The organism is Bacteroides sp. ET336 (genome assembly GCF_024733815.1).
Taxonomy (GTDB): domain Bacteria; phylum Bacteroidota; class Bacteroidia; order Bacteroidales; family Bacteroidaceae; genus Phocaeicola; species Phocaeicola cellulolyticus.
In genome coordinates, this window is the sequence record NZ_JANRHK010000016.1 from 20,107 (window position 1) to 38,370 (window position 18,264).

Below are 18,264 nucleotides of genomic sequence, written 5' to 3' on the forward strand. Positions count from 1 at the left end.
ATATAAAACGAACGCACGTTTTTTTCGCATGTCTATAATCAAAAAAATTACAACGTGGAATTACTTGTTTTTCTTCCAAAGTCTGGTCATATCTTCCAGAGTCTTGCCTTTTGTTTCAGGAACCATCTTCCATACAAATACAGCTGCAAGAATACAAATCACTCCATAAAGTCCGTAAACGAACATGTGGCCAAACTTCACACCCATATCACCTGCACTCATATTGTACATAGGAAGGAATGTAGAAGAAACAATGAAATTGAATATCCACTGGAATGCCACTGCTATAGCTACAGCTCCACCACGAATAGTATTAGGGAATATCTCTGCAATAAGAACCCAGCAGATAGGTCCCCAGCTGAACATGAACGAAGCACTGTAAATCATAATGCTGACAACAGGAACAATAGCAGGAAGGCCAGTAACTGCGTTACTCAATGCCACACCAAGTGCTCCTATGGCCATGCCTATAGATCCACATATAAGAAGAGGCTTTCTTCCAAGACGTTCAACTGTGAAAATAGCAAGAAGAGTGAATAATATGTTCACAACACCCATAAATACTGTCTGAACCATCGGGTTACCCATACCCATGCTTTCAAATATACGAGGAGCAAAATACAATACGGCATTGATACCTACAGCCTGCTGGAATACACTAAGCATGATACCTACGAAAATAACAGTCCATCCGTAAGTAAACAGTTTTTCTGTTTTTTCTTCGGCTGTAGCCTTGATATCCTGAAGTATTGCCTTAGCCTGAGTCAGACCATTGATTCTGCTAAGTACGAACAAAGCTTTTTCATCCTTGCCAACCATAGCAAGATATCTCGGAGTTTCAGGCACAAGCAAAACAAGCAATGTGAAAAGTCCTGCAGGAACAGCCTCGCTAACGAACATCAATCTCCAACCGGTCTCGATAGTCCAAGCGGCTTCTCCAGGGTTAATAATCTGATTTACACCTTCTACTGTCTTGATAACAGGATTTATATTGTCTCCCAAAATAAGGAAATTAACGAAATACACCACTAACTGACCGAATATAATGGCAAACTGGTTCCATGAAACCAATGTTCCACGAATATTACTTGGTGCAATCTCAGCTATATACATAGGACAAATGGCAGAAGCCAGACCGACACCAACTCCCCCTAGAACACGATAAAAATTGAAAGCTATCAATAATGAGTATGTAGGTTTTCCATAATCAAAGAAAAGGAACTCAGGCCAATATGAACCTAACGCTGATAGGAAGAACATAATACCTGCCATGAATAGTGAATTCTTACGTCCAAATCTTGAAGCAAAGAAACCTGATATGGCACTACCAATGATACAACCTATAAGCGCACTGGAAGAAGTAATGCCATGCCATGCATCGGTATATGTAAAATCACTTGCACCCATAAAGAATGCCTGAAGTCCTTTTTCCGCTCCAGAGATAACAGCCGTGTCGTATCCAAACAACAATCCTCCTAATACAGCTACCAGGACTATGGAAAAAAGATAAGCTTTGCTGCCTTTTTCTGTATTATTCATAATATCAAGATTATAAATTATAAAAACGAAATAAGCCGGCTCACAGCTGTCATAGGTTTAATACCGCCGACAGCCGTGCGCCGACCATGCTCTGACATTCAATCAGATATTAGCAATACATATTTACAATAGCCTCGTAAAGTTCCTGCTTACCGCTAGTCTGTTTTGGTTCGCCATTAGCCTTAGCATAAGCAACAACATCTTCAAGAGTAAGTTTACCTTCTTCGAACTCTTTACCCTTACCGCTATCGAATGAAGAATAACGGTCAGCAAGCATCTTCTTGTATGGAGATTCTTCGAGCAAACGAGCTGCATTTTCAAGAGCACGAGCCATAGCATCCATACCAGCGATGTGAGCGATGAAAATATCATCAAGGTCTGTAGAGTTACGACGAGTCTTAGCATCGAAGTTTGCACCACCGTTTCCAAGACCACCGCCACGGATAATCTGCATCATAGCCTGGATCAATTCGTAGTTGTCAATTGGGAACTGGTCTGTATCCCATCCGTTCTGATAGTCACCACGGTTAGCATCGATAGAACCAAGCATACCGTTGTCAACAGCTACAGCAAGTTCGTGTTCGAATGTGTGACCGGCAAGAGTAGCATGGTTTACTTCGATATTAACTTTGAAATCCTTGTCAAGGTTGTGAGCTTTCAAGAAACCAATAACTGTTTCAGTGTCAACATCATACTGGTGCTTAGATGGCTCCATTGGTTTTGGTTCGATAAGGAATGTACCAGTAAAGCCTTTAGAACGTGCATAGTCACGAGCAAGAGTCAACATCTGAGCCAAGTGTTCTTTTTCACGTTTCTGGTCTGTGTTAAGAAGTGACATATAACCTTCACGTCCGCCCCAGAATACATAGTTAGTACCACCAAGTTCGATAGTAGCATCGATAGCATTCTTGATCTGAACAGCAGCACGAGCTACAACGTCGAAATCAGGGTTTGTAGCAGCACCGTTCATATAACGTGCGTGTCCGAATACGTTTGCAGTACCCCACAACAGTTTAACGCCAGTTTCAGCCTGTTTCTGTTTCAGGTAAGCAACAACTTCTTTCAAGTTAGCTTCATATTCTTCGATTGTTTCTGCTTCATCACAAAGGTCAACATCATGGAAGCAATAATATTCTATACCCAATTTCTGCATGATTTCAAATCCAGCATCTGCTTTATCTTTAGCAGCCTGTACTTTGTCAGCATTTCCTTTCCAAGGGAAAGACTTAGTTCCGCCACCGAACTGGTCGCCACCTTCAGCGCACAAAGTGTGCCACCAAGCCATAGAGAACTTCAACCAGTCTTTCATCTTTTTACCCAAGATTACTTTTTCAGCATCGTAGTAACGGAAAGCCATAGGGTTTTTACTTTCTACACCTTCAAATTTGATTTTTCCAATTCCAGGAAAGTACTCTTTTGTTGCCATAATATTCAAAATTTAAAAAGTTAATATTAAAGTTGACAATTAATCTATTATATTATTTTTTATTAAAGTTTTTCCAAATATTCTACCCAACGTCCGTAAGCGTCAGCATAAGCAGCGGCATCACTCAGTTTCGGTTCGATAACTTCAAGTTTTTCGAGTGTTGCAAATGCCTCGTTATTATCCTTATAGATACCTGCTCCCATACCGGCACCTTTGGCTGCACCTACAGAACCGTCAGTATCATACAATTCAATTGTAGCACCTGTCACTCCGGCCAATGTCTCACGGAATATAGGGCTGAGGAACATATTGGCATGTCCTGCATGGATTTTCTGTACATCCATACCCATGCCCTTCATAATATCTATACCATATTTGAAAGAGAACACAATTCCTTCTTGTGCTGCACGTATAATATGGTTGCGTGTATGAAGATTAAAGTTTACACCATTTATAGAGCATCCTACTTCCTTGTTCTGAAGCATACGTTCAGCGCCATTACCGAAAGGCAATATACTAACGCCACCCGAACCTATAGGAGCCTGAGCTGCCAGATTATTCATTTCAGCGTATGAAACACCTTCAGGAACAACTGTACGCTTGATCCATGAGTTCAATATACCTGTACCGTTGATACACAGCAACACACCGAGACGTGTCTGTTCTTCTGTATGGTTGACATGAGCGAAAGTATTTACTCTTGATTTAGGATCGTAGTTCACTTTACCGTTTACACCATATACAACTCCTGAAGTACCTGCTGTAGAAGCTATTTCACCAGGATTGAATACATTAAGTGACAATGCATTGTTAGGCTGGTCTCCGGCACGATATGTAACAGGAATACCTTCTTTCAGTCCCAATTCCTGTGCTGCAGCTGCAGTAACTCTACCCTGTTCTGAGAAAGTCGGTTTGATGTCTGCAATGATTGACTTGTCGAAGCCGTAATAATCCATGAGGAAGTCAGCCACACGGTTGTTCTTGAAATCCCAGAACATTCCTTCTGACAATCCTGATACTGTAGTACAGATCTCGCCTGTCAATCGCATTGCGATGTAATCGCCCGGAAGCATTATCTTATATATCTTCTCGAATATTTCCGGTTCGTTTTCTTTTATCCATGCAAGCTTTGATGCAGTAAAGTTACCCGGAGAGTTCAGCAAATGAGACAGACATTTCTCTTCGCCTATTGTTTCGAACGCCTTTTGTCCGTATGGGACAGCTCTTGAGTCGCACCATATAATAGCAGGACGAAGAACATTCTGATTTTTATCTACACATACAAGTCCGTGCATCTGATAAGAAATACCAATTGCCTTGATATCTTCAGCCTTAACTCCGGACTCTGCCATTATTGCCTTAGTGGAAAGTTTGAGGCTTTCCCACCAGTTTGCAGGTTCCTGTTCTGCCCATCCCTGTTTAACTGCTATAATAGCCGCTTCAGTTTTAGGATAAAAAGCAGAAGCTACACACTTGCCAGTAACGGCATTTACCAAACTCGCCTTAACAGACGAACTACCAATATCATATCCTAATAAATACATGTTATTATGGTTTTAGATTATCTTCTTGTCTTATTATATATCTTCTTGTCAAATCTGTAATATCTCGCAGCCCTGTGTGAGACCCCTTGCTGGAACTCGTCCATAGGAATTACGTATTCCATCATCATAATCTTCTTATGGAAGTTTCTGACGTCGATCTGTTTGCCGAACAGAACTTCATAAAGAACTCTCAACTGCAACGCTGTAAATTTTCGTGGAAGCAGATCGAACAAACAGGATGGATTGAACTCCACATACTGACGTATGAACTTCATCGCTTCCTCTATTATAAGATTATGGTCAAACGCCAAATCCTTCACCTCATCCAAAGGAACCCATTCTGCCTGAAAATTATCCAGATTCTTGTTTAATGCTCTATCTATTTTCACAAGAGAAAGATATGCTATGGTAACAATACGTTCCACCTTTGCTTTCTCTGCCCTTTCAAGCCATCTGACGTCTTTAGGATTTTTTGTTCTGTCTTTTGAACCGAACGCTTTGAATTGCATAAGATTCACATTCTTGAATCCTGTCAACTCGTTTAACACACGCATAGCGGCTCCATCCAAATCTTCATCCATATATATAAGACTACCCGGTAATTTCATATCGTGAAATACTTCTCCGCTATCCTCGCCTATTCGTCTAAGCAGTAGGACCCTCAGTCGTTCGCCATCGAAACCAACCACTACGCAGTCAACTGAAATATGATTGTTAGCCAAAGGCATTTTGTGTTCCATACTATTCATGTGTTTATCGTTTTCGAGTGCAAATAAAAAGCATTATTTTTAATTAAGCAAGAAATAAAAGAAAAATTTTCGCAAGCTATACACGGTTAATTATCAGATAAATACATATCATATATATTACAATATCACCTTATAGTCTTTTCATAAAACATACAATATGTAATTTACGTAATATTGCCACTTTTAATTCCTGCCGGAACAAGTATAGCAAATTCTTTATATTACAGATATTTACAAATCCATTACATAAAGACAAATGTGTATAGTTATTGTATTTTTCAAACACAAAATATCCTTACATAAATTGACATGATTTTTTATAGCGACAAACTGAAAAAGCAGTACGTTAAAAAAGTATAACGAAATAACGCCCTGCAAAACAGACAACTGTTTTACGAGGCGTTACGGAATAAACTACCAACAATATTTTTTGTTATTTTGGAGCTTTTATATACAAATATATAGCAATAAACAGGAATAATATATTAGGTATCCAGACGGCCAGTACCGGCGGCACATTACCACTTATGGCAAATGTGGAAGATATGGTCTGGAAAAGTATATATGAAGCACTCAAACCTAAACCAACTCCAAGATTGAGTCCCATACCACCTTTCACTTTCTTGGAAGAAAGCGAGGCTCCTATAAGAGTCAGAATAAATGCCGCAAAAGGAGTTGCTATACGCTTGTAATATTCCACTTCAAACTCCTTTATATTTGCAAAACCACGACGTTTCTGATTGTCTATGTAGGTTTTCAATTCAGGACTTGTCAAGGTTTCATACTGATTTCGGGTAATAAGGAAGTCCTGCGGCTCCATCTTTATTATGGTATCAAGTCTCTCTCCTTTTGTGATAACCTCCTTCATACCTTTCATTTCCCTTATCATATAATCCCTCACTATCCATCTGTGCACCTTTGTTGTATCATACGTAGCACGTCGGGCTGTGAGATGCGAAACCAACTTGTTATCCTCAAACTTGTCAAGAGAGAACCTGTAGCCTGTCAGATTATAATTCTCATATCTTTCCATATAGGCGATAGTTCCAGTATCGACTACAAGCTGGATGTTCCTTGCATAATTTACTTTCTTTTTATTCTTGTATTTGGCTTCGAAGTCTATTCGAGTAATACTGCCTTTAGGTATATATTGCGAACTTAGGATATAGCTTCCAATTGCAATAATGGCAGCAGACAAGAAATATGGCACCAACAACCTCTTGAAACTCATACCCGTGGAAAACATAGCTATGATTTCCGAATTCTCCGCCAACTTACTGGTGAAAAATATCACAGATATAAAAATAAACAGAGGACTGAAAAGATTGGCATAATAAGGAACAAAGTTCATGTAGTAATCGAATATGATAGCCTCAACAGGAGCTTTATTATTGATAAAACTATCAATATTTTCATTTATATCGAACACTACAGATATAGACAGAATAAGAGCCAGGGCAAAAAAGAATGTGCCCAGGAATTTTTTCATTATATATCTGTCTATACGTCTTAACCAAAAACGTTTCAGATATTTATCCTTTATCTTTTCAAGTTTCTCCTTCATATTTTTATAGGGGTTCAATGGATTTTACTGTCCACAAATCACAATCTGGTAGAAAGACGCTCAACCATAGCAGGCTTCCAGGTAGAGAAATCACCGGCTATTATATGTGCTCTTGCTTCCTTGACAAGCCATAAGTAAAATGCCAGATTATGTATAGAAGCTATCTGCAATGCCAACAATTCTTCGGCATGGAACAAATGACGAAGGTAGGCACGACTGTACAAGGTATCTACATACGATGCACCATCAGCCTCAATAGGAGAATAATCTTTCTCCCATTTCTTATTGCGCATGTTCATTATTCCGTTCTTAGTGAACAGCATACCGTTTCTACCGTTGCGTGTCGGCATCACACAATCAAACATATCGACTCCTCGTTCTATACCTTCAAGTATATTTACTGGAGTACCTACTCCCATAAGATATCTAGGCTTATCCTGAGGGAGTATTTCATTTACCACCTCAATCATTTCGTACATCATCTCTGTAGGTTCGCCCACTGCAAGTCCGCCTATCGCATTACCATCAGCCCCTTTCGAAGCTATATATTCAGCAGAACGCTTACGCAAATCAGGATAAACACATCCCTGCACTATAGGGAACAATGACTGGTTGTATCCATACTTCGGCTCTGTCTCATTAAACCTTGTAATACACCTATCCAACCATCTGTGAGTGAGTTCCATTGATTTTTTTGCATATTGATAGTCGGAAGTACCTGGAGCACATTCATCGAATGCCATCATAATGTCCGCCCCTATTGTACGCTCAATATCCATAACCTTTTCAGGCGTAAACAAATGTTTCGAACCATCAATGTGTGAACGGAATTCTACACCTTCCTCACGCATTTTTCTTATGCCTGAAAGAGAAAAAACCTGAAATCCTCCACTGTCAGTCAGCATAGGACGGTCAAATCCGTTGAACTTATGCAATCCTCCCGCACCTTCAATAACATCCAGTCCAGGTCTCAGATAAAGATGATATGTATTGCCCAGTATTATCTGAGCTTTAATATCTTCTTTAAGTTCCGGTAGCTGCACACCTTTGACCGTACCCAATGTACCTACAGGCATAAATATCGGAGTTTCTATCTGTCCGTGATCTGTAGTGATAAGCCCCGCTCTTGCATTTGATTTGGGATCGGTATATTGTAATTCAAATTTCATATGATTATTCTAATATGGCAGTAATTATTTATTGTCATTATCTTTATTCGTCTCAGGTATAGTAAGTTTTGGCGCATTTGTAACTACTTCATCAGTCAATGCTATATCCAGGACTTCCCTAATATCATTTACATAATGGAATTTAAGACCCTTGAGATATATTTCAGGTATATTGTCTATATCCTTCTTATTTTCCTTACATAAAATGATTTCTTCTATACCGGCACGCTTTGCTGCTAGAATTTTCTCCTTAATACCTCCAACAGGCAGGACTTTTCCACGCAATGTTATTTCTCCTGTCATGGCAAGGCGATTCTTGACTTTTCTTCTTGTAAGCGCAGAAGCCAACGAAGTCACCATAGTTATACCTGCAGACGGGCCATCCTTAGGAATTGCTCCTTCTGGTACATGGATATGGATATTCCAGTTCTCGAACACTTCTTCAGGTATATCCAGCAAATCATTATGAGCCTTAAGATACTCCAGAGCAAGCATAGCAGACTCCTTCATAACATCTCCAAGATTTCCTGTCAGAGTAAGACGACTTCCTTTTCCTCTACTGAGACTGGTTTCCACAAAAAGAATTTCACCGCCAACAGCTGTCCAAGCCAGACCTGTAACTACACCGGCATAATCATTTCCCTGATATTTATCTCTTGAATACTCTACAGGACCAAGACATGCAGGTATATCCTCCGGTTTCAGTTCCTTTGAAGCCACTTCCTTACCAAGCGCTATATTATAAGCGGTACGTCTCATCACCTTGTTTATTTTCTTTTCAAGCTCGCGCACACCACTCTCTCTGGTATAATTCTCCACGATGAATTCTATAGCAGATTTTGAGAACTTGATATTGTCTTTTGTAAGTCCGTTAGCCTCCATCGCTTTAGGTATAAGATGTCTTCTGGCTATTTCTACTTTTTCTTCTGTTATATATCCGCTGACCTCTATCAGCTCCATTCTGTCAAGAAGAGGAGCAGGTATTCCACCAAGATTGTTAGCAGTAGCGATAAACATCACATTCGACAAATCATAATCAATATCTATATAGTTGTCATGGAATGTACCATTCTGTTCCGGATCAAGGACTTCAAGCATAGCAGATGCAGGATCACCCTGATTACTATTACCCAATTTATCAATTTCATCAAGAATTATCACCGGATTTGAAGAACCTGCCTTGATAAGGCTCTTTATGATTCTTCCCGGCATAGCACCTATATACGTCTTCCTATGTCCTCGTATTTCAGCTTCATCGTGTACACCTCCCAGCGACATTCTGACATATTTTCTCTTCAGAGCCGTTGCAATGGAACGTCCAAGCGATGTCTTACCCACCCCCGGAGGGCCATAAAGGCAAAGAATAGGCGATTTCATGTCACCTTTCAGCTTCAGTACAGCAAGATGTTCCAATATACGTTCTTTTACTTTTTCAAGACCATAATGATCATGATTCAAAGTTTTTTCTGCCGATTTCAGATTGAATGTCTGCGGAGTATATACATTCCATGGCAATGCCAACAAATTCTGCAGATATGAATACTGCACATTATAATCAGGCGACTGGGGATTTATACGTTCAAGTTTTGTGACTTCCTTATCGAATATTTCAGCCACTTCCTTCGACCATTGTTTTTTCTTTCCCTGTGCGCGTAAGTTATCAATCTCGCTTTCGGCACCGTTACCTAATTCATCCTGAATATTTTTCAATTGTTGCTGCAGGAAATACTCACGCTGCTGTTTGTCCAGCTCTTCGCGAGTACGCATCTGGATATTCTGTTTCAGCTTGGCAATCTCAAGTTGCTCATTCAAATAACCGATAAGGTGAATTGCCCTGTCTTTGATGTTGTCATGCTTCAGCAATTCATACTTGGAGCTCACCTCTAAAGGGAAATTAGAACATATGAAATTGATTCTTACAGAATCCCCTTCCATATCCCTCAATGCCATAAGGAAATCAGGGCCAAGTTCTTCCATACTTTCGTGTAACTTTTTCATTACATCAAAGCATGTACTCATTATAGCCTTGAATTCATTGGTTTTAGGTGATTTATTGTTTTCCACTACCGGTTCGGCAGTTCCCATAAGGAACGGATCAGTAGAAGTGATTTTCTCTATCCTGATTTTCGGACCTCCTGTATGTATCAAAGCATTTGTAGCTCCTCCCGGCAATTCTATTATACGGACTATTCTGCCTATAACGCCGAGCGGATACAAATCCTCAAATACAGGATTATCTACAGAAGCATCCTTCTGTGTAGCAAGAATTATTGGACTTTTTTTCTTATAAGCAGACTTCACCAATTCAAGTGTACTTCTTCGGCCAATGGCTACAGGCATTACTATTTCAGGGAAAATTATCATATTTCGCAACGGCAGAACCGGCATTTCCCCATTCAATTCCTCTGTAGGCATTTCAGACTGGTCAATATCTATTTTGGCTATCAAAGCTACTTCTTCTCTTTTATTTTTATCCTCAGACATATATTAATTTTGAATTATCTGTTTAAACAAACGGCTACAAAGTTAATGATTATACACATAATAATAAAACATTTTATACCAAATGTTATACTTCAGCATATGCAAACCGGGCTATTTGCGTATCTTTGCACAAACTTAACAAGGGCAATAATGGGAAACGAATATTTCAAATTTAAGAAATTCACGATCAATCAGGACAAGTGTGCAATGAAAGTAGGAACTGACGGAGTTTTGCTTGGAGCGTGGACTAATACAGAAGAAGCATCAAAAATAGCAGATATAGGAACAGGAACAGGACTTATAGCAATAATGCTTGCACAAAAATGCAATGCCACTATCACCGGGATAGAAATTGACGAAGAAGCTGCTGCACAAGCCGAAGAAAACATGAACAATACTTTATGGAAGGACAGGCTAAATGTAGTAAAAGCTGATATAAATGAATACTTCCAGAATCACAATGCAGAATATGACTTGATAGTATCTAATCCTCCGTTTTTCAATGAAAAGACAAAAGGATTCTCAGAAAAAAGGAATATAGCAAGACATACAGACGGACTATGTTTTAGCCATTTGGCACGGACTGTCTCATTTATGCTCAAAGACAAAGGTAGATTCTGCGTTATCTTACCTGCAACATCCGCTATGGATTTTATCAGTGAGGCTATAAAAAACAATTTAAGCCTGACAAAAAAGACAGAGGTCATAACAAAGCCTGGAGTTGCTCCCAAACGAGTACTCATGGAGTTCAAAAAAGATTGCAGAAATAATATAACGATTATATCACAACTACTTCTTTCAGAAAATGGAGTCAGGAGCAAAGAATATGATGATCTGACCTCGGATTTCTATCTGTGATAAAAAACAGAGAAGTACTGCAATGCACATATGTAGTAGTACTTCCCTGTCTGTATCGGTAAAAGAACATCATTCTTCAGGAGGATTGTTTTTCTTTACCAGTTTTTTCATTATTGTCTTGTTCATCTCCATCAATTGTCTATGTTTCTCGGCAATAGAAGCTGAAACAGGTTTGGCCTCAATAAAATCCGTTATGTGCTGCAAAATATTATGCGGTTCATAAATGCTTTTATTAGGTTTAGGCGGGCATATTACTTTTAAAGCAGACGGTATAATCTCAACCACAAGATCTTTAGGCCCCATCATCGGATCACCGTCAAAATGGAACACTCCCTCTGTCGCCCTATGAATAGTTATCTTCTTATCCTTCATGGTTTTTATCCGGCTATTCATGTCGATAGTTTTCGTAAATAGCTGGAAAGACAAAGATGGCACATCAAGCACAGTAAAAGGTTGCAATACTGTAATGTCCATCATACCGTCGGAAAGAGAGGCTTGCGGAGTAATATATGCATTGTTTCCATACTGTGAGGCATTTCCACACGCAATAAGAAAAGCTTTATACTTAACTGTACCCTCCGAATTCTCTATTTCATATGTTTCCGGTTCATAATGAAGACTCTCCATCAATGTATTTTCAAGATAAGTTACAAGGCCTCTTCGTTTCGATCCGGCAAATTTCAGGCTCACAAAAGCATCGAAACCTACTCCACATGTACAGAAAAAAGGATGACCGGCGATTTTTCCATAATCAATGGAACGCACATTAGCTTTATTGATAACCTGAAGTGCTTTCTGATAGTTCATAGGTATATGCAAATGACGTGCAAGACCGTTGCCGGAGCCACAAGGTATAATGCCCAATGCCGTATCGGAATGTACCAATGCACTTCCTATCTCGTTTATAGTTCCATCACCTCCTATTGCAACTACAAACGACACTTTATCTTCCACAGCCTTGCGGGCTATATCATAGCCATGACCGGCATATTCTGTCTTTATAATTCTAGGATTAAATATATTCCGATTAATATTGGATTCTATATATTCAAGGATGGCTGCTTTGTCTTGAGTGCCTGAAATAGGATTCACTATGAATATAATATCCTCTCTGATGTCCATATCTAGTACATGTTGGTTGTTTATGCAAATGTAATATATAATTTGAATATAAAACTTTCTAATAATACAAAATCTTATTTACAGGTATAAAAAATGTTCCGTATTGTTACCCTTTGTTGAAATTTTACTATCTTTGCAGGCTGTTAAAACAACGAAGAAAATCTATCTAATAAAATATGGGATTATTACAAGAAAAGTTAAGTAAATTCAGACTCCCGCAAATGTATATGGAGAAGGGGGTTTATCCTTATTTCCGCGAAATAGACAGTCACCAGGATACAGAGGTGATGATGGACGGCAAAAAGGTGTTAATGTTCGGATCAAACTCATATATGGGTTTGACATACGACCAAAGAATTATTGATGCAGCAATAGCCGCAACACGTAAGTACGGAACAGGATGCGCCGGATCCAGACTGCTGAACGGCACTCTAGACATCCATGTACAGTTGGAAAAAGAACTTGCTGAATTTATCGGTAAAGACGAAGCTCTTTGTTTCTCTACAGGTTTCACCGTAAACGAGGGAGTAATACCTCAGCTTGTGGGACGTGGCGATTACATCATTTGTGACGACCGTGACCACGCATCTATCGTTGACGGACGACGTCTTACTTTCGCTACACAGCTGAAATACAAGCACAACGATATGGAAGCTTTGGAAAAAGAACTTCAGAAATGCGAACCTGACGCAATTAAACTGATCGTTGTTGACAGTGTTTTCTCTATGGAAGGTGATTTGGCGAACTTGCCTGAGATAATCCGTCTGAAGAAAAAATACAATGCAACAGTTTATGTTGACGAAGCTCATGGAGTTGGAGTATTCGGACGTAACGGACGTGGTGTTTGCGACCATTTCGGATTAACTGACGAAGTTGATATCATAATGGGTACATTCAGTAAGTCATTGGCTTCAATCGGTGGATTCGTGGCTGCAGATAAAGACATCATCAACTGGTTACGCCATAACGCACGTTCATACATATTCCAGGCCAGCAGCACTCCTGCCGCAACAGCTGCAGCGATAGAGGCACTTCACATTTTGCAGACAGAACCGGAACGTCAGGAAAATCTGTGGAAAATAACCAATTATGCATTGAAACGCTTCCGTGAATGCGGTTTTGAAATAGGTGACACTGAGAGTCCTATCATACCATTGTATGTACGCGACACAGACAAGACTTTCCTTGTAACAAAAATGGCTTTCGATGAAGGAGTATTCATAAACCCTGTAATACCTCCTGCATGTGCACCTCAAGATACTCTTGTAAGATTTGCACTTATGGCAACACATACCAAGGAACAGATTGACTATGCAATTGACAAATTGCTGAAATGTTTCAAGGAGCTTGAAATCATAAAATAAGAGAGAGACAAAAAAGCAAAAGAGGCTGTCTTAAGGTAATAACCTAAAAGACAGCCTCTTTTGCTTTTTTGTTGTATTCAATAATTTCATCTTCAAAATCTCGAATGAATATCAATTCATATACGAGACCAATTCTTCGGCAGTAACATTCTTTGCCACTATCATTCCGTCACTATCAATAAGATAGTTGGCAAAACCATCTCTAAGACCAAACTCCTTAAAGATTTCAGAAGACTTGCCGTCTGTTTCAATGCAACAAAGCGCTGTTTCCAATCCGTCTTGTTCTACAGCCGCACGAAAAACAGATTCGTAACGGTCCATTGAAACAGAAATCATCTTAATGCGGTCCGTATTCTGCAATGCATGGCATAATTCTGCGTTCTTTACTCTCGACACTGCATCATATCCCGCCCAAAAGCTCAACAATGTATATTTGCCTTCATCGGCACGCAGGTTGAGCGACTGCTTTTCAAATTCAAGAACTGGCATCGGTGTTTTGTCACCAGGTACCAATTTCTCTGTAGGGTCTTTCTTCTCAATAAATGAGAAAGAAATTAAGGAACTGAATACTAATACAACAAAAATCGGCTTTACACTTTTAATCATGTAATGTGATTTTAGTTAATACTATCCGAGCCTGTCCTTAACAGTGATTTCATCTCGGAACATTATTTTTACATCCATATATCCGTCACGGATAATAAGTTTTGGATGCATTTATTGTTTGAAATCGACGCAAATATACGTCTTTTTTTAAGTAGCAGCATAATTTTCATAAAAATTTTTATGTTATTCAACATATTTTTATGATATACATCAATAGAAAAACTCATTATTTATGAGGTTAAAATACAAAAAAAACGTGTTTATATGGCTTATAAAGCATATTTTGATTAACTTTGCAACGTATTATCCGAAGTAATACTTTCATAACGAACACATCAGCATAAAATACAATCCAAAATGGAGTTTTCAGAATTAAATTTAGACGATAGCGTTTTAAACGCACTTGACGCCATGAACTTTAAAGAATGTACCCCAGTCCAAGAACATACCATACCTGTTCTGCTGGAAGGACATGACCTTATAGGAGTGGCACAGACCGGAACAGGTAAAACTGCAGCATATCTTTTACCTGTCCTAAGCAAATTGTGCAGTGGCAATTATCCTGAAGACTCTATAAACTGCATAATAATGTCCCCTACCCGTGAGCTCGCAATACAGATAGACAGGCAGATGGAAGCATTCTCATATTTCATGCCGGTATCAGGTGTTGCAGTATATGGAGGTAACGATGGTGTACGTTTTGAACAAGAAAAAAAAGGACTCACATTGGGAGCTGATGTCGTAATAGCTACTCCTGGACGTCTCATCAGTCATATCAGCTTAGGATATGTTGATTTATCAAAAGTGTCATTCTTCATATTAGACGAGGCCGACAGAATGCTTGACATGGGATTTTATGATGATATTATCCAGATAGTAAAGCATCTGCCTAAAGAAAGACAGACAATTATGTTCTCTGCTACTATGCCGGAAAAAATCAGACAATTGGCAGAAAACATTCTAAATAATCCTACAGAGGTAAAACTCGCAGTTTCAAAACCTGCAGAAAAAATAATTCAGGCTGCATATATCTGTTATGAATCACAGAAACTCGATATAATCAAAAGCCTCTTCTCATCACAAGAGCCGGAAAGGGTCATCATTTTTGCTTCATCCAAGATGAAAGTCAAGGAAGTAACAAAAGCACTTTTACGCATGAAGCTGAAGGTTGGTGAGATGCACTCCGACCTGGAACAGAGCCAAAGAGAGGAAATACTGCATGAATTCAGAAATGGCAGAGTAAATATCCTTGTAGCTACAGACATAGTTGCAAGAGGCATTGACATTGACGATATCAGACTTGTTATCAACTACGATGTACCACACGATTGTGAAGACTATGTACACCGTATAGGCCGTACGGCACGTGCCAACAATGACGGTTGTGCCATAACATTTGTTAGTGAAAACGAACAAACCAAATTCTATCAGATAGAAAAATTCCTGGACAAAAATATCTATAAACTACAAATGCCCGAAGGAATGGAAGATGGTCCTGAATATGCTCCTAAAACAGAAAAGAAGAAATCTTCACGTAAGCCAAGAAACGGCAAAAAGAATACTAAAAGCAGAGAAAACAAAAGCAAAGACACAAAGAAAAAGGATAAATAAATATAGGAGAAGAAGTTATGATTATAGCAGTTGACTTTGATGGTACAATAGTTGAGCATAAATATCCATACATAGGTAAGGAAATTCCATTTGCTATTGATACACTCAAAAAACTAAAAGAAGAAAGACACACCCTGATTCTTTGGACTGTGAGAGAGGATAAACTTTTGGAAGAGGCCGTAGAATTTTGCCGTGAACGTGGATTGGAATTTTATGCTATAAACAGTAATTATCCAGAAGAAAAAAAATCGCATGATCATTTCTCCAGAAAGCTGAAAGCTGATTTATTCATTGACGACAGAAATCTAGGAGGACTCCCGGACTGGGGAACTATATATAGAATGATTTCTGAAAAGCTCACTTATGAAGATATTTATAATGAAAATATAAATTCATACGAAAATAAAAGCAATAAAAAGGGTGGAATATTCAGTAAAATATTCAAATAGATTATAACTCACAAAAGTCTTATGGTTTCTATCATAAGACTTTTTTTCACACTATTCCACACTTAAGTGTAGATAAATTCCACACACCATCTATAGATATCAGACAGAAGACAACTGATTTTCAAGACATTACATCTTATTCATATTTGGCATACCATTTGAATTAAATATGATATAAACAATAAAAACAAAACAAACAAGATATGAAAAAGATTATTGCAGTATTAATGATGACTATAGGAATAGGTAATTTATTTGCTAACAGTATCGAAAAAACAAACAACTATTCTGATAACACAAAGACTTACAAATCATTTACAGAAATTGATATAAACGATTTGCCATCAAATATTCGTGAGATTTTATATTTTGATTTCAAAGATTATATCGTAAAGTCAGTAGAGGTAAAAACAGTAAACGGTACAAATATCTATCAGGTTACATTACTGGATATAGAAAATTTTGAATACTGTATTTACATAACAGAAAAAGGAACAATCATCGAATAAACTAATTTCATATTTTAAATTAAATGCCTGTCTGGACAAAAATAGATGTTCAGATGGGCATATTTTTTCTCTAAATGTGTATTTTTGCAGTAAATACTTAATATCTCCACAACATGGAAATAATATATTTGCATCATAGCGGATTTGCCATACTGGCAAACCAATTCACCATTATCATTGACTTCTTTGAAGATTCCGAATCGGAATCCTGCGGAATTATCCATGATAAATTACTCAATAAGAACGGAACAATGTATGTTCTTTCAAGTCATTTCCATGCAGACCACTTTAATAGACAAGTCCTTGAATGGAAAAAACAGAAGAACGATATTAAATACATATTCTCACATGACATTTATAAAAGAAGAAGGATTGAAAAAGATGCAGCCGTATGGTTGAAAAAAGATGAAGAATATGCAGACAATAATATTAAGATAACGGCTTTCGGTTCTACAGACGTAGGAATATCATTTATGATTGAAGCAGAAGGAAAAACATTATTCCATGCCGGCGACCTGAATAATTGGCATTGGATGGACGAAAGCCCAGAAGAAGAATGGAAAAGGGATGAGCAGAAATTTTTGAATGAACTTAAAATCATCAAAGAAAAATATGATAAAGTTGATATTGCAATGTTTCCTATAGATCCACGTCTAGGAACAGAATATATGCGTGGAGGAAAACAGTTTATAGATGCAATACAGACATCTACCTTCATCCCTATGCATTTCTGGAACGGCTATACTTCTGCAAACAAATTTCAGGAATATGCAAGGTCGCGAAATATCAACTCTCCCGAGATCAATCACAGGGGACAGATTTTCAGTAATTTATAATAGTATTTTATTCAACAAATAAAAAATAACAGACATGAAAGTAAAAGGACATTTTGATCATTTCAACATCAATGTTACAAATCTAGAAAGAAGTATCAAGTTCTATGAAACAGCATTAGGGCTTACTGAAGACCATAGAAAAGAAGCTGCCGACGGTTCATTTATATTAGTTTACCTTACTGACAAATGCTCAAACTTTATGCTTGAGCTGACATGGCTAAAAGACCATACAGAAGCATACGAGTTGGGAGAAAACGAAAGCCACCTGTGCTTCAGGGTTGAAGGCGATTATGACGAAGTAAGAAAATTCCATAAAGAGATGGAATGTGTATGTTTCGAAAACGAAAGCATGGGATTATATTTCATAAACGATCCTGATGACTATTGGATAGAAATACTTCCTGTAAAATAAAAACAGATATGGGCGGCATTTA

The 18,264-nt window shown here is 38.3% G+C and carries 16 protein-coding genes; 7 read left to right on the top strand and 9 right to left on the bottom strand.

The genetic code is table 11. The features are described 5' to 3' along the window. Window positions 1-60 precede the first annotated feature (60 nt). The 7 genes from xylE to lon all read right to left on the bottom strand — a co-directional run bounded on the left by xylE (window position 61) and on the right by lon (window position 10,475). The gene (gene xylE / locus NW213_RS13080) at window positions 61-1,539 is read right to left on the bottom strand and encodes a D-xylose transporter XylE (RefSeq protein WP_258323051.1); all 1,479 of its coding nucleotides are present in this window, start codon (window positions 1,537-1,539) and stop codon (window positions 61-63) included. Between the two features lie 109 nt (window positions 1,540-1,648). Beyond that, entirely contained in the window at window positions 1,649-2,965 is a 1,317-nt protein-coding gene (xylA, locus tag NW213_RS13085) for a xylose isomerase (protein WP_258323052.1), read from the bottom strand. 62 nt (window positions 2,966-3,027) lie between these two features. Continuing rightward, window positions 3,028-4,509, bottom strand: coding sequence for a xylulokinase (locus NW213_RS13090; protein WP_258323053.1), 1,482 nt, complete (start codon window positions 4,507-4,509; stop codon window positions 3,028-3,030). Between the two features lie 17 nt (window positions 4,510-4,526). Continuing rightward, the gene (locus NW213_RS13095; RefSeq protein WP_154042774.1) at window positions 4,527-5,258 is read right to left on the bottom strand and encodes an NUDIX domain-containing protein; all 732 of its coding nucleotides are present in this window, start codon (window positions 5,256-5,258) and stop codon (window positions 4,527-4,529) included. A gap of 433 nt (window positions 5,259-5,691) precedes the next feature. After that, the gene (locus tag NW213_RS13100; RefSeq protein ID WP_154042775.1) at window positions 5,692-6,822 is read right to left on the bottom strand and encodes an LptF/LptG family permease; all 1,131 of its coding nucleotides are present in this window, start codon (window positions 6,820-6,822) and stop codon (window positions 5,692-5,694) included. Between the two features lie 38 nt (window positions 6,823-6,860). Next, a complete protein-coding gene (gene tgt / locus NW213_RS13105; RefSeq protein WP_258323054.1) occupies window positions 6,861-7,991 on the bottom strand; it encodes a tRNA guanosine(34) transglycosylase Tgt in 1,131 nt (376 codons plus the stop codon). 24 nt (window positions 7,992-8,015) lie between these two features. Next, window positions 8,016-10,475, bottom strand: coding sequence for an endopeptidase La (lon, locus tag NW213_RS13110; RefSeq protein ID WP_258323055.1), 2,460 nt, complete (start codon window positions 10,473-10,475; stop codon window positions 8,016-8,018). Window positions 10,476-10,625: 150 nt separating this feature from the next. On the opposite strand from lon, the gene NW213_RS13115 reads away from it, so the two are divergent. Then, a complete protein-coding gene (locus tag NW213_RS13115) occupies window positions 10,626-11,333 on the top strand; it encodes a tRNA1(Val) (adenine(37)-N6)-methyltransferase (protein ID WP_258323056.1) in 708 nt (235 codons plus the stop codon). Window positions 11,334-11,402: 69 nt separating this feature from the next. Here the strand turns inward: NW213_RS13115 and NW213_RS13120 are convergent, their stop codons facing one another. Next, on the bottom strand, window positions 11,403-12,455 hold the full coding sequence (locus NW213_RS13120; protein ID WP_154042779.1) for a diacylglycerol kinase family protein: 1,053 nt from the start codon (window positions 12,453-12,455) through the stop codon (window positions 11,403-11,405). A 176-nt stretch (window positions 12,456-12,631) separates the two neighbouring features. On the opposite strand from NW213_RS13120, the gene NW213_RS13125 reads away from it, so the two are divergent. After that, window positions 12,632-13,819, top strand: a complete 1,188-nt coding sequence (locus NW213_RS13125) for an aminotransferase class I/II-fold pyridoxal phosphate-dependent enzyme (RefSeq protein WP_204393717.1) — start codon at window positions 12,632-12,634, stop codon at window positions 13,817-13,819. A gap of 111 nt (window positions 13,820-13,930) precedes the next feature. On the opposite strand, the gene NW213_RS13130 is transcribed toward NW213_RS13125, so the two are convergent. Beyond that, window positions 13,931-14,425 carry a thioredoxin family protein gene (locus NW213_RS13130; protein ID WP_258323057.1) on the bottom strand — a complete coding sequence of 165 codons (495 nt, stop codon included), beginning with the start codon at window positions 14,423-14,425 and terminating at the stop codon, window positions 13,931-13,933. Between the two features lie 357 nt (window positions 14,426-14,782). Between NW213_RS13130 and NW213_RS13135 the strand changes: the two genes are divergently transcribed. The 5 genes from NW213_RS13135 to NW213_RS13155 all read left to right on the top strand — a co-directional run bounded on the left by NW213_RS13135 (window position 14,783) and on the right by NW213_RS13155 (window position 18,242). Next, a complete protein-coding gene (locus tag NW213_RS13135) occupies window positions 14,783-16,036 on the top strand; it encodes a DEAD/DEAH box helicase (RefSeq protein WP_204393713.1) in 1,254 nt (417 codons plus the stop codon). A gap of 17 nt (window positions 16,037-16,053) precedes the next feature. Beyond that, window positions 16,054-16,485: a BT0820 family HAD-type phosphatase gene (locus tag NW213_RS13140; protein ID WP_258323058.1), complete on the top strand. Its 432-nt coding sequence runs from the start codon at window positions 16,054-16,056 to the stop codon at window positions 16,483-16,485. Window positions 16,486-16,688: 203 nt separating this feature from the next. After that, a complete protein-coding gene (locus NW213_RS13145; protein WP_204392866.1) occupies window positions 16,689-16,994 on the top strand; it encodes a hypothetical protein in 306 nt (101 codons plus the stop codon). 113 nt (window positions 16,995-17,107) lie between these two features. After that, on the top strand, window positions 17,108-17,830 hold the full coding sequence (locus NW213_RS13150; protein ID WP_258323059.1) for an MBL fold metallo-hydrolase: 723 nt from the start codon (window positions 17,108-17,110) through the stop codon (window positions 17,828-17,830). Window positions 17,831-17,864: 34 nt separating this feature from the next. Beyond that, window positions 17,865-18,242, top strand: coding sequence for a VOC family protein (locus NW213_RS13155; protein ID WP_154042786.1), 378 nt, complete (start codon window positions 17,865-17,867; stop codon window positions 18,240-18,242). The last annotated feature ends 22 nt before the right edge of the window (window positions 18,243-18,264 follow it).